General features: G+C 59.9%; 17 protein-coding genes and 1 pseudogene. 13 read left to right on the top strand and 5 right to left on the bottom strand.

Annotated elements, in window-relative coordinates; genetic code table 11:
• Positions 1-29 precede the first annotated feature (29 nt).
• From msbA to Q9R34_RS06505, 6 genes and pseudogenes are all read left to right on the top strand, one after another.
• The gene (gene msbA / locus Q9R34_RS06530; RefSeq protein WP_485892844.1) at positions 30-1,778 is read left to right on the top strand and encodes a lipid A ABC transporter ATP-binding protein/permease MsbA; all 1,749 of its coding nucleotides are present in this window, start codon (positions 30-32) and stop codon (positions 1,776-1,778) included.
• On the top strand, positions 1,775-2,776 hold the full coding sequence (gene lpxK / locus Q9R34_RS06525; RefSeq protein WP_434124528.1) for a tetraacyldisaccharide 4'-kinase: 1,002 nt from the start codon (positions 1,775-1,777) through the stop codon (positions 2,774-2,776). Before msbA ends, lpxK begins: the two co-directional genes overlap by 4 nt.
• A 24-nt stretch (positions 2,777-2,800) precedes the next feature.
• A pseudogene (locus Q9R34_RS06520) lies at positions 2,801-4,018 on the top strand (winged helix-turn-helix domain-containing protein).
• A gap of 106 nt (positions 4,019-4,124) precedes the next feature.
• A complete protein-coding gene (locus Q9R34_RS06515; protein WP_033751266.1) occupies positions 4,125-4,307 on the top strand; it encodes a Trm112 family protein in 183 nt (60 codons plus the stop codon).
• On the top strand, positions 4,304-5,053 hold the full coding sequence (gene kdsB / locus Q9R34_RS06510; protein WP_033751263.1) for a 3-deoxy-manno-octulosonate cytidylyltransferase: 750 nt from the start codon (positions 4,304-4,306) through the stop codon (positions 5,051-5,053). Before Q9R34_RS06515 ends, kdsB begins: the two co-directional genes overlap by 4 nt.
• A gap of 101 nt (positions 5,054-5,154) precedes the next feature.
• Positions 5,155-6,048, top strand: a complete 894-nt coding sequence (locus tag Q9R34_RS06505) for a fructosamine kinase family protein (RefSeq protein ID WP_485892843.1) — start codon at positions 5,155-5,157, stop codon at positions 6,046-6,048.
• On the opposite strand, the gene elyC is transcribed toward Q9R34_RS06505, so the two are convergent.
• Positions 6,028-6,813: an envelope biogenesis factor ElyC gene (gene elyC / locus Q9R34_RS06500; protein WP_485892842.1), complete on the bottom strand. Its 786-nt coding sequence runs from the start codon at positions 6,811-6,813 to the stop codon at positions 6,028-6,030. The genes Q9R34_RS06505 and elyC overlap by 21 nt on opposite strands.
• Positions 6,814-6,938: 125 nt before the next feature.
• Between elyC and cmoM the strand changes: the two genes are divergently transcribed.
• From cmoM to Q9R34_RS06465, 7 genes are all read left to right on the top strand, one after another.
• A complete protein-coding gene (gene cmoM / locus Q9R34_RS06495) occupies positions 6,939-7,724 on the top strand; it encodes a tRNA uridine 5-oxyacetic acid(34) methyltransferase CmoM (protein ID WP_033751258.1) in 786 nt (261 codons plus the stop codon).
• Complete coding sequence (gene mukF, locus Q9R34_RS06490) at positions 7,721-9,043, top strand: chromosome partition protein MukF (RefSeq protein ID WP_434124534.1); 1,323 nt, start codon at positions 7,721-7,723, stop codon at positions 9,041-9,043. Before cmoM ends, mukF begins: the two co-directional genes overlap by 4 nt.
• Positions 9,024-9,740 carry a chromosome partition protein MukE gene (gene mukE / locus Q9R34_RS06485; RefSeq protein WP_434124535.1) on the top strand — a complete coding sequence of 239 codons (717 nt, stop codon included), beginning with the start codon at positions 9,024-9,026 and terminating at the stop codon, positions 9,738-9,740. Before mukF ends, mukE begins: the two co-directional genes overlap by 20 nt.
• A complete protein-coding gene (gene mukB / locus Q9R34_RS06480) occupies positions 9,737-14,212 on the top strand; it encodes a chromosome partition protein MukB (RefSeq protein WP_485892839.1) in 4,476 nt (1,491 codons plus the stop codon). Before mukE ends, mukB begins: the two co-directional genes overlap by 4 nt.
• A 156-nt stretch (positions 14,213-14,368) precedes the next feature.
• Entirely contained in the window at positions 14,369-16,174 is a 1,806-nt protein-coding gene (ldtD, locus tag Q9R34_RS06475; RefSeq protein ID WP_485892854.1) for a L,D-transpeptidase, read from the top strand.
• A gap of 188 nt (positions 16,175-16,362) precedes the next feature.
• On the top strand, positions 16,363-16,911 hold the full coding sequence (mepK, locus tag Q9R34_RS06470; protein WP_033751243.1) for a peptidoglycan L,D-endopeptidase MepK: 549 nt from the start codon (positions 16,363-16,365) through the stop codon (positions 16,909-16,911).
• Between the two features lie 39 nt (positions 16,912-16,950).
• Positions 16,951-17,580, top strand: coding sequence for an MBL fold metallo-hydrolase (locus Q9R34_RS06465; protein WP_434124538.1), 630 nt, complete (start codon positions 16,951-16,953; stop codon positions 17,578-17,580).
• Between the two features lie 94 nt (positions 17,581-17,674).
• Here Q9R34_RS06465 and Q9R34_RS06460 read toward each other — a convergent pair whose 3' ends face one another.
• From Q9R34_RS06460 to pncB, 4 genes are all read right to left on the bottom strand, one after another.
• Positions 17,675-18,865, bottom strand: a complete 1,191-nt coding sequence (locus tag Q9R34_RS06460; RefSeq protein ID WP_485892836.1) for an amino acid aminotransferase — start codon at positions 18,863-18,865, stop codon at positions 17,675-17,677.
• A gap of 208 nt (positions 18,866-19,073) precedes the next feature.
• Positions 19,074-20,210 carry a porin OmpF gene (gene ompF, locus Q9R34_RS06455; protein ID WP_434124541.1) on the bottom strand — a complete coding sequence of 379 codons (1,137 nt, stop codon included), beginning with the start codon at positions 20,208-20,210 and terminating at the stop codon, positions 19,074-19,076.
• 301 nt (positions 20,211-20,511) lie between these two features.
• On the bottom strand, positions 20,512-21,912 hold the full coding sequence (gene asnS, locus Q9R34_RS06450) for an asparagine--tRNA ligase (protein WP_434124542.1): 1,401 nt from the start codon (positions 21,910-21,912) through the stop codon (positions 20,512-20,514).
• 159 nt (positions 21,913-22,071) lie between these two features.
• Positions 22,072-23,277: a nicotinate phosphoribosyltransferase gene (pncB, locus tag Q9R34_RS06445; RefSeq protein ID WP_485892834.1), complete on the bottom strand. Its 1,206-nt coding sequence runs from the start codon at positions 23,275-23,277 to the stop codon at positions 22,072-22,074.
• Between the last annotated feature and the right edge of the window lie 179 nt (positions 23,278-23,456).

Here is a 23,456-nt window from a genome sequence, read left to right as displayed (position 1 = left end):
GCGGCTATTTCAAACAGCGTGAATAAATAATGCATCAAGATAAAGATCTCTCAACGTGGCAGACATTTCGTCGACTCTGGCCGATGATCTCGCCCCATAAAGCGGGCTTATGCGTGGCCGCTGTGGCCCTGATACTTAACGCCGCGGGCGACACGCTCATGCTCTCCCTGTTGAAGCCTTTACTGGATGATGGGTTTGGCAAAGCGGATAAGTCGGTGCTGATTTGGATGCCGCTGGCTGTGATTGGACTTATGCTGATTCGCGGCGTTACCAGCTATATTTCCAGCTACTGCATCTCCTGGGTTTCTGGCAATGTCGTAATGAATATGCGTCGTCGCCTCTTCAGCCATATGATGGGCATGCCGGTCTCATTTTTCGACCAGCAGTCAACCGGCACGCTGCTGTCGCGTATTACCTACGATTCCGAGCAGGTCGCCTCCTCCTCATCTGGCGCACTGGTTACCGTAGTGCGCGAGGGAGCGTCGATTATTGGCCTGTTTATCATGATGTTCTACTACAGCTGGCAGCTGTCGCTCATCCTGATTGTTCTGGCGCCAATTGTCTCTCTGGCCATTCGCTCGGTTTCTAAGCGTTTTCGCAGCATTAGCAAAACCATGCAGAACACCATGGGGCAGGTCACCACCAGCGCCGAGCAGATGCTGAAAGGGCACAAAGAAGTGCTGATTTTCGGCGGTCAGGAAGTGGAGTCGGAGCGTTTCGCCCGCGTCAGCAACCGCATGCGTCAGCAGGGCATGAAGCTGGTATCAGCCTCATCCATCTCCGATCCGGTGATCCAGTTGATCGCCTCGCTGGCGCTGGCGTTTGTGCTTTATGCCGCCAGCTTTCCCAGCGTGATGGATACGCTGACCGCAGGCACCATCACCGTGGTCTTCTCATCGATGATCGCGCTGATGCGTCCGCTAAAATCCCTGACTAACGTCAACGCGCAGTTCCAGCGCGGTATGGCGGCGTGCCAGACGCTTTTCTCTATCCTCGACAGCGAGCAGGAAGTGGACACCGGCACGCGCGAAATTGAGCGCGCCAAAGGCGACGTGGAGTTCCGCAATGTCACCTTTACTTATCCTGGCCGCGATACGCCGGCGCTGCGCGACATCAACCTGGCGCTGCCGGAAGGCAAAACCGTGGCGCTGGTAGGGCGCTCCGGCTCAGGCAAGTCGACGCTGGCCAGTCTGCTGACGCGCTTTTACGACATTCAGCAGGGCGAAATTCTGCTGGACGGGCACGAGCTGCGTGAATACACGCTGCGTTCGCTGCGCAATCAGGTCGCGCTGGTCTCGCAGAATGTTCACCTGTTCAACGACACTATCGCCAACAATATCGCCTATGCGCGCAGTGAGCAGTATAGCCGCGCCGAAATCGAGCGCGCCGCGACGATGGCGCACGCAATGGACTTCATAAACAAGATGGATAACGGGCTGGATACGGTGATTGGCGAAAACGGAGTGCTGCTCTCCGGCGGCCAGCGCCAGCGTATCGCTATTGCGCGCGCGCTGCTGCGCGACTGTCCGATCCTGATCCTGGATGAAGCGACCTCCGCGCTTGATACCGAGTCGGAGCGCGCCATCCAGTCGGCGCTGGACGAGCTGCAGAAAAACCGCACCTCGCTGGTTATCGCTCACCGTCTGTCGACCATCGAAAAAGCCGATGAAATCGTGGTGGTGGAAGATGGCCGTATCGTTGAGCGCGGTACCCACGCCGATCTGCTGGCTCAGCGGGGCGCCTACGCCCAGCTGCATAAGATGCAGTTTGGACAATGATCGAGCGTATCTGGAGTGGGCGCTCGCCGCTGTGGCTGCTGCTGTGGCCGCTTAGCCTGATCTACGGCGCGGTCTCCTCTCTGATTCGTCTCAGCTATCAGCGCGGCTGGCGTAAAAGCTGGCGCGCGCCGGTTCCGGTGGTGGTGGTCGGCAATCTCACCGCAGGCGGCAACGGCAAAACGCCGGTCGCAATCTGGCTGGTGCAGGCGTTACAGCGCCGCGGCCTTCGCGTCGGCGTGGTTTCGCGCGGCTACGGCGGCAAAGCGGATCGCTACCCGCTGCTGGTCAATGCCGATACGCCCACCGAGCAGGCGGGCGACGAACCGGTGCTGATCGCCCAGCGCACCGGCGCGCCGGTCGCGGTGGCGCCGAAGCGTCGCGCCGCGGTTGAAGCGCTGCTCGCCAGCCAGCCCCTCGATCTCATCATTACCGACGATGGTCTTCAGCACTACGCGCTGCAGCGCGATTGCGAAATCGTGGTGGTCGACGGCGTCCGCCGCTTCGGCAACGGCTGGTGGCTGCCCGCCGGGCCGATGCGTGAGCGCGCTTCGCGTCTGCAGCAGGTGGACGCCGTTATTATTAATGGCGACCGCGCGGAAGCGGGTGAAATTGCGATGTCGCTACGGCCGGGCGATGCCGTCAACCTGCAAACGCAGCAGCGCGCGCCGCTTGCCGCGCTGGAAAGTGTGGTAGCGATGGCCGGTATCGGGCATCCGCCGCGCTTTTTCGCTACCCTTAACCAGCATGGCGTCACGCCGATCGCTGAGATCGCCTTCGCCGATCATCATGCCTATAGTCAGGCGGAACTGGCTGGCTTAGTTGCCCGAGGCCAGACCCTGCTGATGACCGAAAAAGACGCGGTGAAATGCCGTCGCTTCGCCGAGCCCAACTGGTGGTATCTGCCGGTCGAAGCTGAGCTGAGCGGCAGCGCCGTCGCGCCGCTACTGGACGACATTGAACGTCTGGTCCAGCAGCGCGCAGGCAGGGCCGCCGACTAACCTCTCGCCGAATGCAGGAAGGGAATGAACACCACGCTTTCGCTTTCGCTTCAACAGGCACGAAACCTTCATCTGGCGGCGCAGGGTCTGCTGCGCGCGCCGTCGAAACGCGCACGCTATGCGGATTTGCTCGCCGCGGTGCGGCGCATGTCGCTGCTGCAAATCGATACCATCCACGTCGTCGCGCGCAGTCCCTATCTGGTGCTGTTCAGCCGCCTGGGCAGCTACCCGTCGCGCTGGCTGGAGGAGGCACTGGCGTAGGGGGAGCTGTTTGAATACTGGGCGCATGAAGCCTGCTTTATTCCCCGCGAAGATTATCGACTGCTGCGCCACCGCATGCTTGAACCCGAGCGTCTTGGCTGGAAATATAACGCCCGGTGGATGCAGGAGCATCAGCAGGAGATTGCTGACCTGCTGCAGCATATTGCTGAAAAAGGAGCGGTACGCGCCGCCGATTTCGCCAGCGGCGCCGACCACAAACCTGGCTGGTGGGCCTGGAAGCCGCACAAGCGACATCTGGAAAATCTGTTCAGCGCGGGCGAGCTGATGGTCAGCGAGCGGCGCAATTTTCAGCGGGTTTACGATCTGCGTGCGCGGGTGCTGCCGGAGTGGCAGGATGCGCTGCACGCCCTCAGCGAAGCGGAGGCGCAGGAGGAAATGCTGCGCAACAGCGCGCGCAGCCTGGGCATTTTTCGCGCAGCCTGGCTGCCGGATTACTACCGTCTTAAACGCGTTGCGCTGAAGCCTTACCTGGAAAAAGCGCAGCAGATGGGGGAGATTACGCCGGTCGAGGTGGCTGGGCTCGGCGAGATGTGGCTGCATCGCGATCTGCTGCCGCTGCTCGACGCGCCGCTTAACGCCACGCACAGCGCCATTCTGTCGCCTTTCGATCCGCTAGTCTGGGATCGGCGGCGCGCGCTGGCGCTGTTCCAGTTCGACTACCGCCTCGAATGCTATACGCCAGAGGCGAAGCGCAAATATGGCTATTTCGTCCTGCCGGTGCTGCATCGCGGCGCGATCAAGGCCAGGCTGGACGCCCGCATGCAGCGCCAGGCGCGGCAGCTGGTGATCAAGAATTTTTGGCTGGAGTCGGACGCGCGCGTCACCGCCGCATTCGTCAGGGATGTTCGCCAGGCGATTGAACGCTTTGCGGCCTGGCAGGATGCGGAGAGCGTGCTGTTTGAACAGATGCCCGCCGCGCTGCGAGCGCACTGGCCTGACGTCTGGAGGCTCGATTCCTGAGCTTTGCGGTCTGCGCCGCAGTTTCGCGGCCGCTTTCCGCGCACGCTGAAACCCTGCGCTATGGTATCCTTAGCGCCTTATGCAATCGGTCCGCAATGGAGGACATATGGATCACCGCTTACTCGAAATCGTTGCCTGCCCGGTATGCAACGGCAAGCTTTACTACAACAACGCCCAGCAGGAGCTAATCTGCAAACCTGACGCGCTCGCCTTTCCGGTACGCGACGGTATTCCGGTGCTGCTGGAAAACGAAGCGCGCACGCTCGCCGTGGAAGAGATTCATCCATGAGCTTCACGGCGATTATTCCCGCGCGCTACGCCTCGACGCGCCTGCCCGGCAAACCGCTGGTCGATATCGCCGGAAAGCCGATGATCGTTCACGTGATGGAGCGCGCGCGCGCCTCTGGCGCCAGCCGTGTGATTGTCGCCACCGATCATCCGGACGTGAAAACGGCGGTTGAAGCGGCGGGCGGCGAAGTCTGCATGACGCGCGCCGACCACCAGTCAGGCACGGAGCGGCTGGCGGAGGTGATCGAAACCTGCGGATTTGCCGACGATGAGATTATCGTCAACGTGCAGGGCGATGAGCCGCTGATCCCACCGGAAATCGTCCGCCAGGTGGCGGCGAATCTGGCAGGCGCGCAGGCGGGCATGGCGACGCTGGCGGTGCCGATTCATGACGCGGAAGAGGCATTTAACCCTAACGCGGTGAAGGTGGTGATGGATGCGCAGGGCTACGCGCTCTATTTCTCTCGCGCCACCATTCCCTGGGATCGCGAGCGTTACGCTGCGTCCCGCGAGGAGATCGGCGATACGCTGCTGCGCCATATCGGTATCTACGCCTATCGCGCTGGCTTTATTCGTCGCTATGTCTCCTGGGCGCCTTGCCCGCTGGAGCGGATCGAACTGCTCGAGCAGCTTCGCGTGCTCTGGTACGGCGAAAAGATCCATGTCGCCGTCGCGGAAACCGTGCCGGGTACGGGCGTGGATACGCCGGAAGATCTGGCGCGCGTGCGCGCCGCGCTGCAGGGCTGACGGTGTCGGGGAGCTATCCCCGACGCTTTTATTGATCTGTTTCTGCTTTTTTGCCCGCTGAGGCCTCCAGGATGGTGTGACCTTTTCCTTGAGGAGGATGCATGGAAAGTCTCAAATCTGAACTCTCGCTGGTGCTGGGCGAGACGATCGGCCGGCTCGAAACCATCAGCGAACAGCCGCCGACGCGGCTCTATGCGCTCTACGATCGTCAGGACAAGCCGATGCCGCTGGTGGCGAAATATTTCCGTCATCAGGGGCGCGCCGCGCTGGAGGCGAAAAAGCTGGCGCTGCTTGGCCATGAAGGGCTGATCGCCGTGCCGGCGGTCTATGGTCTGGTGCTGAGCCAGCAGCCACCCGCGCATGAAATGCTGCTGATGGCGCGCCTGAACGGCGTCTCTGCCGAGGCGCCGACCCGCGACGGCGCGCGCTGGCAGCAGCTGTGCGAAGAGGTGGTGGAAGGGCTGCTCGCCTGGCATCGCATCAGCGGACATGGTCTGGTCGGCACCGTGGACAGCACCCAGCAAAACAGCTGGCCTGCCTGGTTTCATCAGCGCGTCGAAGTGCTCTGGTCCACGCTCAGCTACCTGCAGCCGCCCGCGTTCACCCATGCCGATCGCCAGGTGCTGTTTCGCAGCCGCGAGCAGCTGGCGCACCTCTTTCGCGACTTCGACGATCCCTGTGTAATGCTGCATGGCAATCTGCGTCTGACCAGCATCGTCAAAAATGCGCGCAGCGATCAGCTGCTGGCGATGACCCAGCCGGGCGCTATTTTGTGGGGGCCGCGCGAATATGAGCTGATGCAGCTGGGCGAAAGTCCGGCTGAGCAGGCGCTGATGACGCGCTATCTCCAGTGCGCGCCGGTCTCCGAAGGCTTTCTCTGGCGGCGCTGGCTTTATCAGCTTTGGGACTGCATCGACGGGCTGGTGCAGTACGGCGAATTCGACCGGGCGCGCTTCGATTACGCCCATGCGCAGCTACTGCCCTGGCTCGGCTGAGGGCGCGTCGCCGCCTTTCAGCCACTGCCACGCCTGTCCCAGCGTTTCATAGACGACCCGATCGCTGTGGCTCAGCCAGAGCGGCGAAGGAATTGCGCGCTCCCACCAGTTGAGCGGCGAAACGATCGCCAGCTGATTGGCGGGCGCGGCAAGCGGCGTTAAGCCGGCGTCGTGAAAGAAATTCAGGGCGCGCGCCATATGATTGGCGGAGGTAACCAGCAGGAGGGAGTGCTGACCAACGACGCCGCGCACCGCACGCGCCTCCTGCTCGGTATCTTTTGGCCGATCCAGTACCTGAATACGATCCGGCGGCACGCCCAGGCTCAGCGCGACCGAGGCGGCGACCTGCGCATTGCTGACAGGATTCTGCCCGGCAGCGGCGCCGGTGAAGATCATCGTCGCCTGCGGGTTGCGCCGCCACTGGCGCACGCCTTCGGCGACGCGCGGCAGACTGTTGCCGATCAGGTTCGAGCTGGGTGCCCAGTCGGGGTTAAAGGTATAGCCACCGCCCAGCACTACGATAAAATCGACCTTCTCGCTGCCGTTCCAGGTAGAGTATCGTGACTCCAGCGGCAGCAGCAGGCGATCGGCGACCGGCTGCAGGCTCAGCAGCAGGAGCAGCGCCCAGCTCAGCGAGACTAAAATTTTGCCGCTTTTATGCCAGCGACTAAACCAAAGCAGTAAAATACTTGCTGCCATCATCAGCAGCAGCAGCGGTAAAGGCATCAACAGACCGCCCACCAGTTTTTTCAGCCCAAAAAACATCAAAAAAACTCCTTGTTGTCCGAAAAAACAGCAGCTGGAAAGGAAGAAGGGGATGAAAGGTTCATTCTTCATGAGCCTGTGACAAAATAGCACAAGTCTGAGCGCAGCATACCGGAGCCCACGCCATGCAGGATCGTAACTTCGACGATCTCGCGGAAAAATTTTCGCAAAACATTTACGGCACCACCAAAGGGATCGTGCGTCAGGCGATCCTCTGGGACGAGCTTGAGGCGATTCTGCCGACGCTCGGCGCGGCGCCGCTGCGCGTGCTGGATGCCGGCGGCGGGCTGGGGCAAATCTCCAGCGGGCTGGCGCAGCGCGGCCATCAGATCCTGCTGTGCGATCTCTCGGCGGAGATGCTGCGCCGGGCGCAGCAGCATGCCGAGGCGCAGCAGGTGAGCCACAACATGCAATTCAGACAAATCGCCGTGCAGCAGGTGGGCGAGCATTTGGATACGCCGGTGGATCTGGTATTGTTTCACGCTGTGCTTGAGTGGGTCGCAGAGCCTGAAAAAGCGCTGCAGGCGCTGTTTGACGCGCTGCGGCCCGGCGGCGTGATGTCGCTGATGTTTTTTAACCGCCACAGCCTGGTATTTCGCAACCTGACGCTGGGGAACTTTGGCTATCTGCGCGTCAATATGGCGAAGCAGAAGAAGCGCTCCCTGTCGCCGGATTACCCGCGCGATCCGGAAGATGTCTACCGCTGGCTCGCCGCGTGCGGCTTTGAGATCGAGCAGCGCACGGGCGTGCGCGTCTTCAGCGACTATATGAAAGCCCCGCCGGCGGACGGCGGAGGCGACGCGAGCATTCTTGAGATGGAGCGACGCTACTGTCGCCAGGAACCCTTTTTAAGCCTGGGACGCTACATCCACGTGACCGCGCGTAAACCAGGGCAGAAGGACGAACTATGAGTGAATTTTCCCAGACGGTACCCGAGCTGGTCAGCTGGGCGCGCAAGAATGACTTTTCCCTTGCGCTGCCGGTCGATCGTCTGGCTTTTTTGCTGGCCATCGCCACCCTGAACGGCGAGCGAATGGATGGCGAAATGAGTGAGGGCGAGCTGATCGACGCTTTTCAGCACGTCAGCAAAGCCTTTGAGCAAACCCATGAAACCGTCGTGGTGCGCGCTAACAACGCCATCAACGATATGGTGCGCCAGCGCCTGATCAACCGCTTCACCAGCGAGATGACGGAAGGACATGCTATTTATCGTCTGACGCCGCTGGCGATCGGCATCACCGACTACTACATCCGCCAGCGCGAATTCTCGACGCTGCGCCTCTCGATGCAGCTGTCGATTGTGGCGGGCGAGCTAAAGCGCGCCGCCGATGCGGCGGAAGAGGATGGCGACGAGTTCCACTGGCATCGCAACGTCTTCGCGCCGCTGAAATATTCCGTGGCGGAGATCTTCGACAGCATCGATATGACGCAGCGCCTGATGGATGAACAGCAGCAGGCGGTCAAGAACGATATCGCCGATCTGCTGAACAAAGACTGGCGCGCCGCGATCTCCAGTTGCGAAATGCTGCTGTCGGAGACCTCCGGCACGCTGCGCGAGCTGCAGGATACGCTGGAGGCGGCAGGCGATAAGCTGCAGGCCAATCTGCTGCGTATCCAGGACGCCACGCTCAGCAGCCCCGATCTTGGCTTTGTCGATAAGCTGGTGTTCGACCTGCAAAACAAGCTGGACCGCATTATCAGCTGGGGTCAGCAGGCGATCGACCTGTGGATCGGCTACGACCGCCACGTCCACAAATTCATTCGCACCGCCATTGATCTGGACAAGAACCGCGTCTTTGCGCAGCGCTTGCGCCAGTCGGTGCAGAACTACTTCGACCAGCCGTGGGTGCTGACCTACGCCAGCGCCGATCGCCTGTTTGATATGCGCGACGAGGATCTGACGCTGCGCAACGACGAGGTGATGGGCGAACTGCCTGCCGAGCTGGAATATGAAGAGTTCAACGAGATCCGCGAACAGCTGGCGGCGATGATTGAAGAGGCGCTGCTGAGCTACAAATCTGAACAGAAACCGCTCAACCTCGCCACGGTGATGCGCGACTATTTAGCCCAGTATCCGCGCGCGCGCCACTTTGACCTGGCGCGTATCGTCGTCGATCAGGCGGTGCGTCTCGGCGTGGCGGAAGCCGATTTAGCCGGTCTGCCCGCGCAGTGGCAGGCCATTAATGATTACGGAGCCAAGGTGCAGGCACATGTCATCGACAAATATTGAACAAGTGATGCCGCTTAAGCTGGCGCAGGCACTGGCGAACCCGATTTTCCCCGCGCTCGACAGCCAGCTGCGCGCCGGTCGCCATATCGGCATCGAAGAGCTGGACCAGCACGCTTTTCTGATGGACTACCAGACCTTTCTGGAAGAGTTTTACGCCCGCTATAACGTCGAATTAATTCGCGCGCCAGAGGGCTTTTTCTATCTGCGTCCGCGCTCCACCACGCTGATCCCGCGCTCGGTGCTCTCTGAGCTGGATATGATGGTCGGCAAGCTGCTCTGCTATCTCTATCTCAGCCCGGAACGTCTGGCGAACGAAGGCATCTTCACCCAGCAGGAGCTGTATGACGAGTTGCTGGCGCTGGCCGACGAGAACAAGCTGCTCAAGCTGGTGAACCAGCGCTCCACCGGCTCCGATCTCGATCGCGCCAGGCTGCAGGAGAAGATGCGCGCCTCGCTGAGCCGACTGCGTCGACTCGGCATGGTGTGGTTTATGGGCAACGACAGCAGCAAATTCCGCATCACTGAATCGGTGTTCCGTTTCGGCGCCGACGTGCGCAGCGGCGACGATCCGCGCGAGGCGCAGCTGCGCCTGATCCGCGACGGCGAAGCGATGGCGCTCGACAGCGTGAGCGCGACCAGCGAGCAGGATGATATTGACAGCGACGCGAGTGAGAGCGCGGAGGAAGAACAGGCATGATTGAACGCGGAAAATTTCGTTCGCTTACCCTGATCAACTGGAACGGCTTTTTTGCCCGCACTTTTGATCTCGACGAACTGGTCACCACCCTGTCGGGCGGCAACGGCGCAGGCAAATCCACCACCATGGCCGCCTTCGTGACGGCGCTGATCCCGGATCTGACGCTGTTGCACTTCCGCAACACCACGGAGGCGGGCGCCACCAGCGGCTCGCGCGATAAGGGCCTGCACGGCAAGCTGCGCGCCGGCGTCTGCTACGCGGTGCTCGACGTGATCAACTCGCGTCACCAGCGCGTTATCGCCGGCGTGCGTCTGCAGCAGGTCGCTGGCCGCGATAAAAAGGTCGATATCAAACCGTTCAGCATTCACGGGCTGCCGATGGATAGCCAGCCGACCGATATGCTGACCGAGATTATGAACAGCCGCCAGGCGCGCGTGCTGCCGCTGAGCGAGGTTAAAGATCGGGTCGAAGCGCAGGAGGGCGTGCAGTTCCGCCAGTTCAGCTCGGTCACCGACTACCACGCGATGATGTTTGAGCACGGCATTGTGCCGCGCCGCCTGCGCTCCGCTGGCGATCGCAGCAAATTCTACCGTCTGATCGAGGCATCGCTCTACGGCGGCATCTCCAGCGCCATCACCCGCTCGCTGCGCGACTATCTGCTGCCGGAAAACGGCGGCGTGCGCAAAGCGTTTCAGGATATGGAAGCGGCGCTGCGCGAAAACCGCATGACGCTGGAGGCGATCCGCGTGACGCAGTCCGATCGCGACCTGTTTAAGCACCTGATCTCCGAAGCCACCAGCTACGTCTCGGCGGACTATATGCGTCACGCCAACGAGCGACGCATTCATCTTGACGGCGCGCTGCAGCTGCGTCGCGACCTCCTCTCCAGCCGCAAACAGCTGGCCACGGAGCAGTATCGCCATATTGAGATGGCGCGCGAACTCGCCGAGCATGGCGGGGCGGAGAACGATCTGGAAGCGGACTATCAGGCCGCCAGCGATCACCTCAATCTGGTGCAGACCGCGATGCGCCAGCAGGAAAAGATTGCGCGCTACGAAGCTGACCTCGACGAGCTGACGCACCGTCTGGAAGAGCAGAACGAAGTGGTAGCGGAAGCGCGCGAAGCGCAGGAAGAGAACGAGGCGCGCGCCGAAGCGGCGGAGCTGGAGGTCGACGAGCTGAAAAACCAGCTGGCCGATTTCCAGCAGGCGCTCGATGTTCAGCAGACCCGAGCGATTCAGTATCAGCAGGCGCTGCAGGCGCTGGAGCGTGCGAAGACGCTGTGCCAGCTGCCCGATCTCACCATCGACAACGCCGATGAGTGGCAGGCGCGCTTCCAGGCGACCGAAGAGGAAGCGACAGATACCCTGCTGCGTCTGGAACAGAAGCTGAGCGTGGCGGAAGCGGCGCACAGCCAGTTTGAGCAGGCGCTGGCGCTGGTGACCAGCATCGCTGGCGAGGTGCCGCGCCAGGAGGCCTGGCAAACCGGCCGCGAGCTGCTGCGCGACGCCGCCAATCAGCGTCACTACGCCGAGCAGCTCTCCTCGCTGCGCCTGCGCCTGAATGAGATGGAGCAGCGTCTGCGCGAGCAGCATGAGGCGGAACGCCTGTTGGCAGAGTTCTGCAAACGGCAGGGCGCGCACTATGACGCCGACGCGCTAGACGGGCTGCATAGCGAGCTGGAAGCGCAGATCGAGCAGCTCAACGCCAGCGTCTCCGATGCCGGCGAACGCCGCATGGTGATGCGCCAGGAGCTGGAGTCGCTGCGCGAGCGCATCGCGACCCTGACCTCACGCGCGCCGCTCTGGCTGGCGGCGCAGGAGATCCTGACGCAGCTCAGCGAGCAGACCGGCGAGGCGCTGGAAAACAGCCAGCAGATCACCGAATACATGCAGCAGCTGCTGGAACGCGAGCGCGAAACTACGGTGGAGCGCGACGAGGTCGCCGCGCGCAAGCGCAGCGTGGAGCGTAAAATCGAACGCCTCAGCCAGCCTGGCGGCGCAGAAGATGCGCGCCTGACGCAGCTGGCGGAACGCTTCGGCGGCGTGCTGCTCTCTGAAATCTACGACGACGTCACGCTGGAGGATGCGCCTTACTTCTCGGCGCTCTACGGCCCGTCGCGCCACGCTATCGTGGTGCCGGACCTGACGCTGGTGCGCGAGCAGCTCGATGGCCTGGAAGAGTGCCCGGAAGATCTCTATCTGATTGAGGGCGATCCGCAGTCATTCGACGACAGCGTCTTCGCCGTGGAGGAGCTGCAGAACGCGGTGGTGGTGAAGGTGGCGGAGCGTCAGTGGCGCTATTCCCGCTTTCCAAAAGTGCCGCTGTTTGGCCGCGCCGCGCGTGAGAGTCAGCTGGAGCAGCTGCACATTGAGCGCGATCGCCTGGCGGAACGCTACGCCACGCTCTCGTTCGACGTGCAGAAAACGCAGCGGCTGCATCAGTCGTTCAGCCGCTTTATCGGCACGCATCTGGCGGTCGCCTTCGAGGAAGATCCCGAAGCGCAGATCCGCCAGTTCAACGCCCGTCGCACCGAGCTGGAGCGCGCGCTGGCGCAGCACGAAAGCGACAATCAGCAGCAGCGCCAGCAGTACGAGCTGGCGAAAGAGGGGGTAGCGCAGCTAAACCGCCTGCTGCCGCGCGTTAATCTTCTGCTGGACGATACGCTGGCCGATCGCTGCGATGAAATCCGCGAGCAGGTCGAAGAGGCGCAGGAGGCGGCGCGCTTCCTGCATCAGCACGGCGCGAAGCTGACGAAGCTCGAGTCGCTGATCGGCGTGTTGCAGAGCGATCCCGAGCAGCATGAACAGCTGCAGGCGGACTATCAGCAGGCGCAGCAGCAGCAGCGCGTCGCGCGTCAGCAGGCGTTCGCTCTGACGGAAGTGGTGCAGCGCCGCGCCCACTTTAGCTACGGCGACTCCGCCGGCATGCTGAACGGCAACAACGACCTCAGCGATAAGCTGCGTCGCCAGCTGGAGCAGGCGGAAGGCGAGCGCAGCCGCGCGCGCGAACGCCTGCGCGAGCAGCGAACGCAGATGGCGCAGTACAGTCAGGTGCTCGCCTCCCTGAAGAGCTCGCACGACACCAAACGCGACATGCTGAAAGAGCTGCTGCAGGAGATGCAGGAGACTGGCGTGCGCGCCGACGCCAGCGCGGAAGAGCGCGCGCGCATTCGCCGCGACGAGCTCTACGCCGCGCTGAGCCACAATCGCGCCCGTCGTAATCAGCTGGAAAAACAGCTCACCTTCTGTGAAGCGGAAATGGAGAACCTGCAGAAACGGCTGCGGGTGCTGGAGCGCGACTACCACCGCATTCGCGAGCAGGTGGTGAGCGCCAAAGCGGGCTGGTGCAGCGTGCTGCGGCTGGTAAAAGAGAACGGCGTCGAGCGTCGTCTGCACCGTCGCGAGCTGGCCTACCTGAGCGGCGACGAGCTGCGTTCGATGTCGGATAAGGCGCTGGGCGCGCTGCGCCTGGCGGTAGCGGATAACGAGCATCTGCGCGACGTGCTGCGACTGTCGGAAGATCCGAAGCGTCCAGAGCGCAAAATCCAGTTCTTTATCGCTGTCTATCAGCATCTGCGCGAGCGTATCCGCCAGGATATTATCCGCACCGACGATCCGGTCGAGGCGATCGAGCAGATGGAGATCGAACTGAACCGATTGACCGAAGAGCTGACGGCGCGCGAGCAGACGCTGGCGATCAGTTCGCGCAGCGTGTCGAATATTATCCGTAAAACCATACAGCGCGAGCAGAACCGTATCCGTCAGCTCAACCAGGGACTGCAGATGGTGAGCTTCGGCCAGGTGCGCAGCGTGCGCCTTAACGTCAACGTGCGCGAAGCTCACGCCACGCTGCTTGATACGCTGTCGGAAGAGCATGAGCAGCATCAGGATCTCTTCAACAGCAGCCGTCTCACCTTCTCCGAAGCGCTGGCGAAGCTCTATCAGCGCCTCAATCCACACATCGATATGGGTCAGCGCACGCCGCAGACCATCGGCGAAGAGCTGCTCGACTACCGCAACTATCTGGAGATGGAAGTCGAGGTCAACCGCGGCTCCGACGGCTGGCTGCGCGCCGAGAGTGGGGCGCTGTCGACCGGCGAGGCGATCGGCACCGGCATGTCGATCCTGGTGATGGTGGTGCAGAGCTGGGAAGAGGAGTCGCGCCGTCTGCGCGGCAAAGATATCTCTCCTTGCCGCCTGCTGTTCCTCGATGAAGCGGCACGTCTGGATGCGCGCTCTATCGCCACGCTGTTTGAACTCTGCGAGCGTCTGGAGATGCAGCTGGTGATCGCGGCGCCGGAAAACATCAGCCCGGAAAAAGGCACGACATATAAGCTGGTCCGTAAGGTGTTCAATAATACGGAACATGTGCACGTCGTCGGACTGCGCGGCTTCTCTGCCGACGCGCCAGCGCCGCGCCGCGAAAGCGAAGCGTCGGCCGGGGTGGAAGCGGAAAACTCGCAGGTTTAATCTGGTCAATAATTACCGCATTGAGTAATCTGTAAACGGCATTTGTCCTGTGAGGCAAATGCCGTTTTTTATTTGTATACTCAGGTCATGAGTAGCAGCCCAGTTGCAGCGTATCCAGGAAACGCTGCGTGGTAAACAAATGAGGGGGCAGGGATGTTGCTGACCAATAAAACCAACAATTATGTTTTTTCACTGCTGGCGCTTGCGCTGGCCTTAACGCCGCTGCATCTGACGCATGCGGCCGTTATTGCAGCTTTGCCCGGTACTACGCACACCGCCATTTCAGTCAGTGACAGCCAACAGCGCCTGCGTCAGGCATTCGCCGGTAAAGAGCCGCCGTTCTATTTAGCCTCTCTGGCGACGCTCTATGCGGCGCACAATATGCAGCCGATGTGGCAGGATCGCGCGGCGGTGCAGCAGTTCCAGCAGCAGCTGGCAGAGGTCGCCCTGTCGGGCGTGCAGCCGCAGTTTACGCGCTGGGTCGATCGGCTCACCGATCCCGGCATTAGCGGCTTCGCGCGCGACGTGGTGCTTAGCGACGCGATGCTGGGCTATCTGCAGTTCGTCTCCAGCGTGCCGACCCAGGGCGAAAACTGGCTCTACAGCAACGTGCCTTACAAGCTGGCGCAGCCGTCGGTATCGGTCGTGAATCAGTGGCAAAACGCTGTGCTGGCGGGAGGCTCCGCTGCCTTTGTCGCCTCGCTGGTGCCGCAGCACCCGCAATATGCGCCCATGCACGCCGCGCTGAAGCAGATGCTCACCGATTCGCGTCCCTGGCCGCAGCTGAAAAACCGTGAAACGCTGCGTCCGGGTCAGGTGAGCGACGACGTTCCAGCGCTGCGCGAAATTTTACAGCGCACCGGCATGCTTTCCGCGCAGCCTGTCGCGCCGGGCCCTGCTGACGACGCAGTGCCGACCGCGCCGGTTCCGGCGAGCCAGAGCGGCCAGCCCGCGGCGGTGAGCCCGTCAGCGGCCAGCGTTAGCGATCTCGCCGCGCAGACGCCGCAGCAGGCAGGGAACGTGCAGAACGACGCCGCCGATGCGGTCAGCGACAATGTCTATGACGCCGCGCTGGTGGAGGGCGTTAAACGCTTCCAGCAGTGGCAGGGATTAGGCGGCGACGGCGCGGTCGGTCCACGCACCCGCGAATGGCTCAACGTCACGCCGCAGATGCGTGCCGCGCTGCTGGCGCTGAATATTCAGCGTTTACGCCTGCTGCCGGACGATATGCACAACGGCATCATGGTTAATATCCCTAACTTTTCGCTGACCTACTACAACAACGGCAACAAGATCCTGTCGTCGCGCGTAATTGTTGGCCGCCCCGATCGCAAAACGCCGCTGATGCGTAGCGCGCTGAATAACGTGGTGCTCAATCCACCGTGGAACGTGCCAACAACGCTGGTGCGTCAGGATATTATTCCCAAGGTGAAGCAGGATCCGACCTATCTCTACAAGCACGGCTATACGCTGCTTTCCGGCTGGAGCGCGGACGCAGAGGTGATCGATCCCAGCATGATTGACTGGAGCATGGTCTCCGCTTCGTCGTTCCCCTATCGCCTGCGTCAGGCACCGGGCAACACCAATTCGCTGGGCCGCTATAAGTTCAACATGCCGAGTTCGGACGCTATCTATCTACATGACACGCCCAATCACGCCCTGTTTCAGCGCGATATCCGCGCGCTGAGCTCAGGCTGCGTGCGCGTCAATAAAGCGTCAGAGCTGGCAGGCGTGCTGCTGCAGGATGCCGGCTGGAATGATTCGCGTATTTCTGACCAGTTAAAACAGGGCGATACGCGCTACGTGCCGATTCGACACCGTATTCCGGTGAATTTGTACTATCTGACCGCCTGGGTTGCTGATGACGGCAAACCGCAGTTCCGCACAGATATTTACAATTATGATAATCCTGCCCGTTCCGGCAGTCAGGCGCTGGCGCGCGCTGGACAGCTGCTGCTCTAATCCTTGATTTTCCAACCCTGTTCCTTTTCGCCGCCGCTGCGATAAGGATTCCAGAATGGCGATCCCGTCCGGGATCGCCGCGCAAACCTCTTTACGGCGGGTTGACGTGGCCCAAATGGCCGGTTATGGTGCGGCCTTGTGCGGTTTTTGCACATTTCGATGGCTTTAATCTCAGGTAACCGTTTTTCATGTCCAGTTTTAACTTAACACGTCGCAAATTGCTTCTTGGCGGAACGGCTGCGGCCGGCATGGCGCTGCTGCCTAACGCAGCCATGGCCTCGCTTTCAACGTCGCGCCCTCGCGTGCTGACGCTGAGCAATCTTCACACCGGTGAAACCCTTAAAACTGAGTTTTTTAATGGGAAAAGTTACGATAAGAGCGAGCTGGCTCGTCTTAACCACTTTTTCCGCGACTATCGCGCCAATCTGACCAAAAGCATCGATCCCCATCTCTTCGATCAGATCTATCGCCTGCAGGCGCTGCTCGAAACCCGCAAGCCGATTCAGCTGATTTCCGGCTATCGCTCGCTGGCGACGAATAACATGCTACGCGAAAGCGGTCCGGGCGTGGCGAAGCATAGCTACCACACCAAAGGCCAGGCGATGGATTTTCATATCGAAGGCATCGCGCTGAATAACATTCGCAAAGCGGCCTTAACAATGCGTGCCGGTGGTGTAGGATATTATCCTCGCAGCAACTTCGTTCATATTGATACCGGGCCGGTACGGCACTGGTAATGACGCCGGCAACGCTGCGTGCGCCGGTCATGGAGCGTTATGAACTACCACATTATTCCTGTTACCGCCTTTGCGCAGAACTGTTCGGTTATCTGGTGTGAGGCGACGCGCGACGCCGCCCTGGTCGATCCGGGCGGCGATGCGGCGACCATTATTGAAACGCTCCAGCAGCTCAATCTTACTCCTCGCCAGATTTTACTGACGCACGGCCACCTGGATCACGTTGGCGCAGCGGCGGAGCTGGCGGCGCACTATCAGGCACCGATCGTCGGTCCGCACCGTCTGGACGCTTTCTGGCTGGAAGCGCTGCCGACGCAGAGTCGGATGTTTGGTCTGGCGGAGTGTGCGCCCTTTACGCCTGATCGCTGGCTGGAGGAGGGCGACAGCGTACAGGTCGGCAACGTCGAGCTGACGATCCTGCACACGCCCGGCCATACGCCAGGCCATATCGTCTTTTTCGATCGCGCAGGGCGACTGCTGATTTCCGGCGATGTAATTTTCCACGGCGGCGTCGGGCGAACCGACTTCCCGCAGGGCAGCCATCAGGATTTGATCGCCTCAATTAAAGAGAAGCTGCTGCCGCTGGGCGACGATATCACTTTCTTGCCCGGCCACGGCGCCATCTCGACGCTGGGACGCGAACGTATCAGCAACCCCTTTCTGCAATAAAAAATGGGCCGTAGTGGCCCATTCTGTTTGCTGATGCGCGCAAGTCACGCGCATCAGCGAAGCTTGCCGCGCAGCCGCAGAATGCGGTTTTGGCTCAGAGCACGGCAACAATCGCCTCGCACAGCGCCGACATATTATCCGGCGTCATGCCTGCAACGTTAACCCGACCTGAATTTACCGCATAGACGGCAAACTCGTCACGCAGGCGAATAACCTGGTCTTTGGTCAGGCCGCTAAAAGAGAACATGCCGTTCTGCTGAATAATAAAGCTGAAGTCGCGCGTGGCACCTTTCTCCGCCAGGGTATTCACAAACAGCTGACGCATGCGCTGAATACGCTGGCGCATATCGGTCAGCTCCTGCTCCCAGATAGTGCGCAGCGCCTGATTGCTCAGGATAGTCGCCACCACGGCGGCGCCATGCGCGGGTGGGTTAGAGTAGTTGGCGCGAATGGTGTACTTCATCTGGCTAAAGGCGGTATCAGCCGTCGCTGCATCGGCCGCCACCAGGGTAATGGCGCCGACGCGCTCATTGTATAAGCCGAAGTTTTTGGAGTATGAGCTGGCGACAATCAGCTCCTGATGCGAGGCGGCGAAAATACGCAGTCCTTCCGCATCTTCATTCAGGCCGCGCGCAAAGCCCTGATAGGCGAAGTCAAACAGCGGCAGCCATCCTTTTGCTTGAGAGAGCTGCGCCAGCTGGCTCCACTGTTCCGCCGTCGGATCGATGCCGGTCGGATTATGGCAGCAGCCGTGGAACAGCACCACGTCGCCTGCTTTGGCCTCCTGCAGCGCGGCCAGCATGCCGTCGAAGTCGAGCTGATGGTTTTCCGCATCGTACCAGGCGTATTCGCACACCTCGAGGCCCGCCGCGTTAAAGACGTTTTTATGGTTCGGCCAGCTGGGGTTACTAACCCAGACGCGCTTGACGGCTGTCTGCGTGGCGAGAAAATCTGCCGCGACGCGCAGCGCGCCGGTGCCGCCAGGGGTCTGCGCGGTGCGCGCGCGGCCAGCGGCGATGAGCGGGTTCTCTGCGCCAAACAGCAGCTCCTGGGTGCAGCGCGCAAAATCAGCCAGGCCATCAATGCTGAGGTAGTTTTTGGTGGTTTCGTTTTCCAGCAGATACTGCTCGGCTTTTTTTACGCTGGTGAGCACCGGCGTATTGCCGGTTTCGTCTTTATAAACGCCGATGCCAAGGTTGATTTTGTGCGGGCGGTCGTCAGCGCGAAACAGATCGGCCAGCCCAAGAATAGGATCGGCGGGTGCCGCAGAGATAGATTCAAACATGAGTCGTGTCCAGTAGCGTGAACTTTAACGAAATGAGCCTTCAGGTTAACGTCAGCGCTGCGCATTGCCAACCGTTTACGCAAAAAATCGTCGCCGGGCGTCGGAGATTACGCAGGCGCAGGAAAAAGATAAGGAGAGCGCCGCTGTGCGGTGAATAGCAGGCATAAAAAAACGGAGCCGAAGCTCCGTTTTTTCTGCGACAGGTAACTTAGAACTGGTAAACCAGGCCTACTGCTACGGTGTCGTCGGTGTTCAGACCCAGGCGGTTGTTGTCATCCAGCTGGTTGATCTGATAGTCAACATAGGTCGACATGTTTTTGTTGAAGTAGTAGGTTGCGCCCACGTCGATGTATTTAACCAGGTCAGTATCGCCCACGCCTTCGATGTCTTTGCCTTTAGACTGTACGTAGGCGATAGACGGACGCAGACCGAAGTCGAACTGATACTGTGCAACCAGCTCGATGTTCTGCGCTTTGTTGGCGAACGCTGGGCCTGACTGAGCAACACCCGCGCTGTTGAAGCTGGTAGTTACAGAGATTGGCGTGGAGTTGCGAGTCTCACCATACATTGCTGCCAGGTAAACGTTGTTAGCATCATATTTCAGAGCAGTTGCCCAGTTTTCAGCGCGTTTGCCCTGGCCATATACGGTACCGTTCACGTCGGTAGTACCCGCCGCCTGGCTATCAGTACGATCGCTGCTGCTGTATGCGCCAACAATGCCTACGCCAATTGGTGAAGTGTAAGACGTTGATGCGCCCCAGCCATCACCGTTAGCACGACGAACGTCGGTACGCTCGTTTTTACCCTGATACTGTACCGCAAAGTCCCAGCCATCAACCAAGCCGAAGAAGTTTTTGTTGCGGTAGGTCAGCAGGCCAGTGCTACGGCCGTTCATGAAGTTGTCTGAGTAACCAGAGTCGCCGCCGAATTCTGGCAGCATATCGGTCCAGCCGATTGCGTCGTACACAACGCCATAGTTACGACCGTAGTCGATTGAACCTGCGTCGCCAAATTTCAGACCGGCAAAGCCCAGACGGGTTTTGTTGCCATTCTGTGCGTCAGAACCTTCAGAGTTGTTGGCCTGAACGTTGTATTCCCACTGGCCGTAACCGGTCAGCTGGTCATTGATCTGAGTTTCACCCTTGAAGCCGAAGCGAACATAAGATTTGTCGCCATTGTTGCCGTCGCCATTAGCAGCATCGTTATCAGAAAAATAGTGCAGACCAACAGCCTTGCCATACAGGTCCAGCTTGTTGCCGTCTTTATTATAAATTTCTGCTGCGTTTGCTGCGCCGGCAGCTAACAGAGCAGGGATAACCACTGCAAGAATGTTGCGCTTCATCATTATTTATTACCCTCATTGGAGTTTATTCGGACACCTGCCACTGCCGTCAAGAAACCGTTACGGAACCCTGAGAGAAGTTTGGTGTCTTCCTGTGTCTGCACGCATCTTTCCATCCCGAAGCAGGATATGCCACCCTGAAAATGCTACTAAACTCGTAATCTGGTTTCTGAAAGAAAATTTGTATTACAAAATGTAAATTCCGGGGAACTTTGTGAGAGAACTCAAAATTTACAAAAATAAAAAAAGGCCGGCAGTGCCGACCTCTTTATATATATGAATTTCTTATAATTAATAGATAATTTTAGAAATTTGCATTGCGCGGGGTGCGTGGGAAAGGGATAACGTCCCTTACATTTTGTACGCCGGTGACATAGGCGATTAAACGTTCAAAGCCTAACCCGAAGCCTGAATGAGGCACGGTGCCGTAGCGACGCAGATCGCGATACCACCAGTAATCTTCTTTGTTCAGACCCATCTCTTCCATACGCGCGTCCAGCACGTCGAGACGCTCTTCACGCTGCGAACCGCCGATGATTTCGCCGATGCCCGGCGCCAGCACATCCATCGCCGCAACGGTTTTATTATCTTCATTAAGGCGCATATAGAACGCCTTGATCTCTTTCGGATAGTTTTTTACTACCACCGGCGCTTTAAAGTGCTGCTCGGCCAGATAGCGCTCGTGCTCTGAAGAGAGATCGATGCCCCAGGAAACCGGGTTTTCAAAGCGCTGTCCGCACTTTTCCAGAATGGTAATAGCGTCGGTGTAGTCAACCTGCGCGAAGTCGGTGGAGATAAAGCGCTGCAGACGATCGACCGCCTCTTTATCTACGCGTTCGGCAAAGAACGCCATATCGTCGGCGCGTTCATCCAGCACCGCTTTAAATACATATTTCAACATCGCTTCCGCGAGCGCGGCGGCGTCATCCAGCGTGGCGAAGGCGATTTCCGGCTCCAGCATCCAGAACTCTGCCAGATGGCGGCTGGTGTTGGAGTTTTCCGCACGGAAGGTTGGGCCGAAGGTATAGATTTTCGACAGGGCACAGGCGTAGGTTTCACCGTTCAGCTGGCCGGAAACGGTCAGGAAGGCCTCTTTGCCGAAGAAATCTTCGTTAAAGTCGACGGCACCCTGCGGCGTGCGCGGCAGGTTTTCCAGATCCAGCGTCGAGACGCGGAACATCTCACCCGCGCCTTCGGTGTCAGAGGCGGTGATCAGCGGGGTCGATACCCAGAAGTAGCCGTTCTCGTGGAAGAAGCGATGCAGCGCCTGCGCCAGGGTATGGCGCACGCGCGCCACGGCGCCGATCAGGTTGGTGCGCGGACGCAGGTGCGCCACTTCGCGCAGGTATTCGATGCTGTGACGCTTCGCCGCCATCGGATAGGTGTCGGGATCGTCCACCCAGCCGGTCACTTCCACGCGGGTCGCCTGGATCTCAAACGCCTGGCCCTGGCCCGGCGAGGCCACCACGGTGCCGGTCACGATCACCGAGCAGCCGGTGGTCAGGTGCAGAACCTCGTCCTGATAATTATTCAGAGAATTATTCACAACGGCCTGAACGGGATTAAAGCAGGAACCGTCATAAACGGCGACGAAGGAAAGACCGGCTTTTGAATCTCTTCGGGTACGCACCCAACCACGTACGGTGACTTCACTGTCAACCGCGACGCGACCGTGCAGTACGTCCGCTACAGGCACTACGCTCATAAATATCTCTCTATATAGAAGAAGTGAGTTTAAACAATCTCCCCAGACCGGGGTGTTGCTATGTTACTTGCGAGTCGCAAGGAAACAAGCAAAATCCGGCGGGACGGCAGATTTATTACAGCAGAAGCAGGGCGCATCAACGCCCCGATAACGCGAGGATTAGCTGGCTTTTTTCACCAGTGGCAGATCGAAAGCTTTGCGCAGGGCGCGGACGAAGGCCTGATCCTGACAGATGGTTTTGCCCGGACTGTCGGAGAGCTTCGCTACCGGCTTGCCGTTGCACTCCACCAGTTTAATCACGATATTGAGCGGCCGGACGCCGGGAATATCGCAGGTCAGGCGGGTGCCGATGCCAAAGACGACGTTGGTGCGCTGGCCAAAATGACGATAGAGCGTCAGCGCCTTATCCAGGTCGAGGTTGTCGGAAAAGACCAGGGTTTTGCTGTGCGGATCGATGCCCAGCTTCTCATAGTGAGCCAGCGCCTTTTCGCCCCATTCGACAGGATCGCCTGAATCGTGGCGCAGTCCCTGATAGCGGCTGGCGAAGTTAACGCCGAAGTCGCGCAGGAAGGCGTCCATCGCGATGCAGTCGGTCAGTGCGATGCCCAGCTCACCGTCATACTCGTCGAGCCACGCCTGCAGAGCCGCGCGCTGGCTATTGGCCAGCACCGGGCTGATCTGCTGAAAAGCCTGAAACCATTCGTGCGCCTGGGTGCCGACCGGCGTCAGCGCCAGGCGGCGCGCCAGATCGTAGTTGCTGGTGCCGATCAGCCAGGGGAAGTCCTGCTTCAGGCTGGCGACGATGGCCTGCTGCACCTCCTGCGAGAAGCGGCGGCGAGTGCCAAAGTCCATCAGGCGAAAGCGCGACATATCGATGTCGGCGACGTCGCGGCGGAAGGCGCTCAGCTTCTGCTGCAGATGGTCAACCGCCTGCTGCGCGCTCACCAGCGGCGAGCGGTGGCGGTGCACTACTTCGCTGATCAGCGCCAGCAGCGGCACCTCCCATAAAATCACTTCGCGCCAGGGCCCGGTGATGCGAATAGCGAGATGGCCGTTGCGGTTGCTTACCTGCACCTGGTTGGGGTTATAACGAAAATCGCGCAGCCAGTGAAGGTAGTCGGCGTGGAAGAAGGGCAGGCCAGAGAGATACCTGTGTTCGTCATCGGTCAGCGCTAGCGTCTGCATGGCGTGAATGGCCTCGTGAATCTCATTCGCATAGAGACCGAGCAGATCGTCGCCGCGGCAACGAAACTCAGCCGCCACCGTGACATCGTGATAACGGTGAAATACGGCTTGCTGCATATGAAGCTTGTAGGCGTCGGTATCCAGCAGGGAAGTCAGTATCGGGGAAGCATGTCCTGTCATGGTGCGTTTCAGCATCCTGTTCGGCGGCGCAGAGCCCGGTGTGTGAGAGTCATAAAGACGCAGGAGTATAAATCAGTAACTGCGACCGATCACAGCATATTTCAAGCCCGCAGGTCGAGGGTAAAACGTGCCGTTGTTAATGAATTGTAGCTATTTATGCCGCGATGCGCATTGTGCAT

The organism is Enterobacter sp. BRE11 (assembly GCF_031844285.1).
Lineage (GTDB): Bacteria > Pseudomonadota > Gammaproteobacteria > Enterobacterales > Enterobacteriaceae > Pantoea.
Note: the sequence above shows the minus strand (reverse complement) of the source record. Positions and strands in the feature narration are given on the sequence as shown.

Bases quoted from the DNA above. Each gene is read 5' to 3' on its own strand.
- ompF (WP_434124541.1), bottom strand. From the start codon at position 20,210: ATGATGAAGCGCAACATTCTTGCAGTGGTTATCCCTGCTCTGTTAGCT.
- pncB (WP_485892834.1), bottom strand. From the start codon at position 23,277: ATGACAGGACATGCTTCCCCGATACTGACTTCCCTGCTGGATACCGAC.
- mepK (WP_033751243.1), top strand. From the start codon at position 16,363: ATGTCCAGTTTTAACTTAACACGTCGCAAATTGCTTCTTGGCGGAACG.
- Q9R34_RS06505 (WP_485892843.1), top strand. From the start codon at position 5,155: ATGGAAAGTCTCAAATCTGAACTCTCGCTGGTGCTGGGCGAGACGATC.
- msbA (WP_485892844.1), top strand. From the start codon at position 30: ATGCATCAAGATAAAGATCTCTCAACGTGGCAGACATTTCGTCGACTC.
- kdsB (WP_033751263.1), top strand. From the start codon at position 4,304: ATGAGCTTCACGGCGATTATTCCCGCGCGCTACGCCTCGACGCGCCTG.
- mukE (WP_434124535.1), top strand. From the start codon at position 9,024: ATGTCATCGACAAATATTGAACAAGTGATGCCGCTTAAGCTGGCGCAG.
- Q9R34_RS06515 (WP_033751266.1), top strand. From the start codon at position 4,125: ATGGATCACCGCTTACTCGAAATCGTTGCCTGCCCGGTATGCAACGGC.
- asnS (WP_434124542.1), bottom strand. From the start codon at position 21,912: ATGAGCGTAGTGCCTGTAGCGGACGTACTGCACGGTCGCGTCGCGGTT.
- mukF (WP_434124534.1), top strand. From the start codon at position 7,721: ATGAGTGAATTTTCCCAGACGGTACCCGAGCTGGTCAGCTGGGCGCGC.
- mukB (WP_485892839.1), top strand. From the start codon at position 9,737: ATGATTGAACGCGGAAAATTTCGTTCGCTTACCCTGATCAACTGGAAC.
- cmoM (WP_033751258.1), top strand. From the start codon at position 6,939: ATGCAGGATCGTAACTTCGACGATCTCGCGGAAAAATTTTCGCAAAAC.
- elyC (WP_485892842.1), bottom strand. From the start codon at position 6,813: ATGTTTTTTGGGCTGAAAAAACTGGTGGGCGGTCTGTTGATGCCTTTA.
- Q9R34_RS06460 (WP_485892836.1), bottom strand. From the start codon at position 18,865: ATGTTTGAATCTATCTCTGCGGCACCCGCCGATCCTATTCTTGGGCTG.
- lpxK (WP_434124528.1), top strand. From the start codon at position 1,775: ATGATCGAGCGTATCTGGAGTGGGCGCTCGCCGCTGTGGCTGCTGCTG.
- Q9R34_RS06465 (WP_434124538.1), top strand. From the start codon at position 16,951: ATGAACTACCACATTATTCCTGTTACCGCCTTTGCGCAGAACTGTTCG.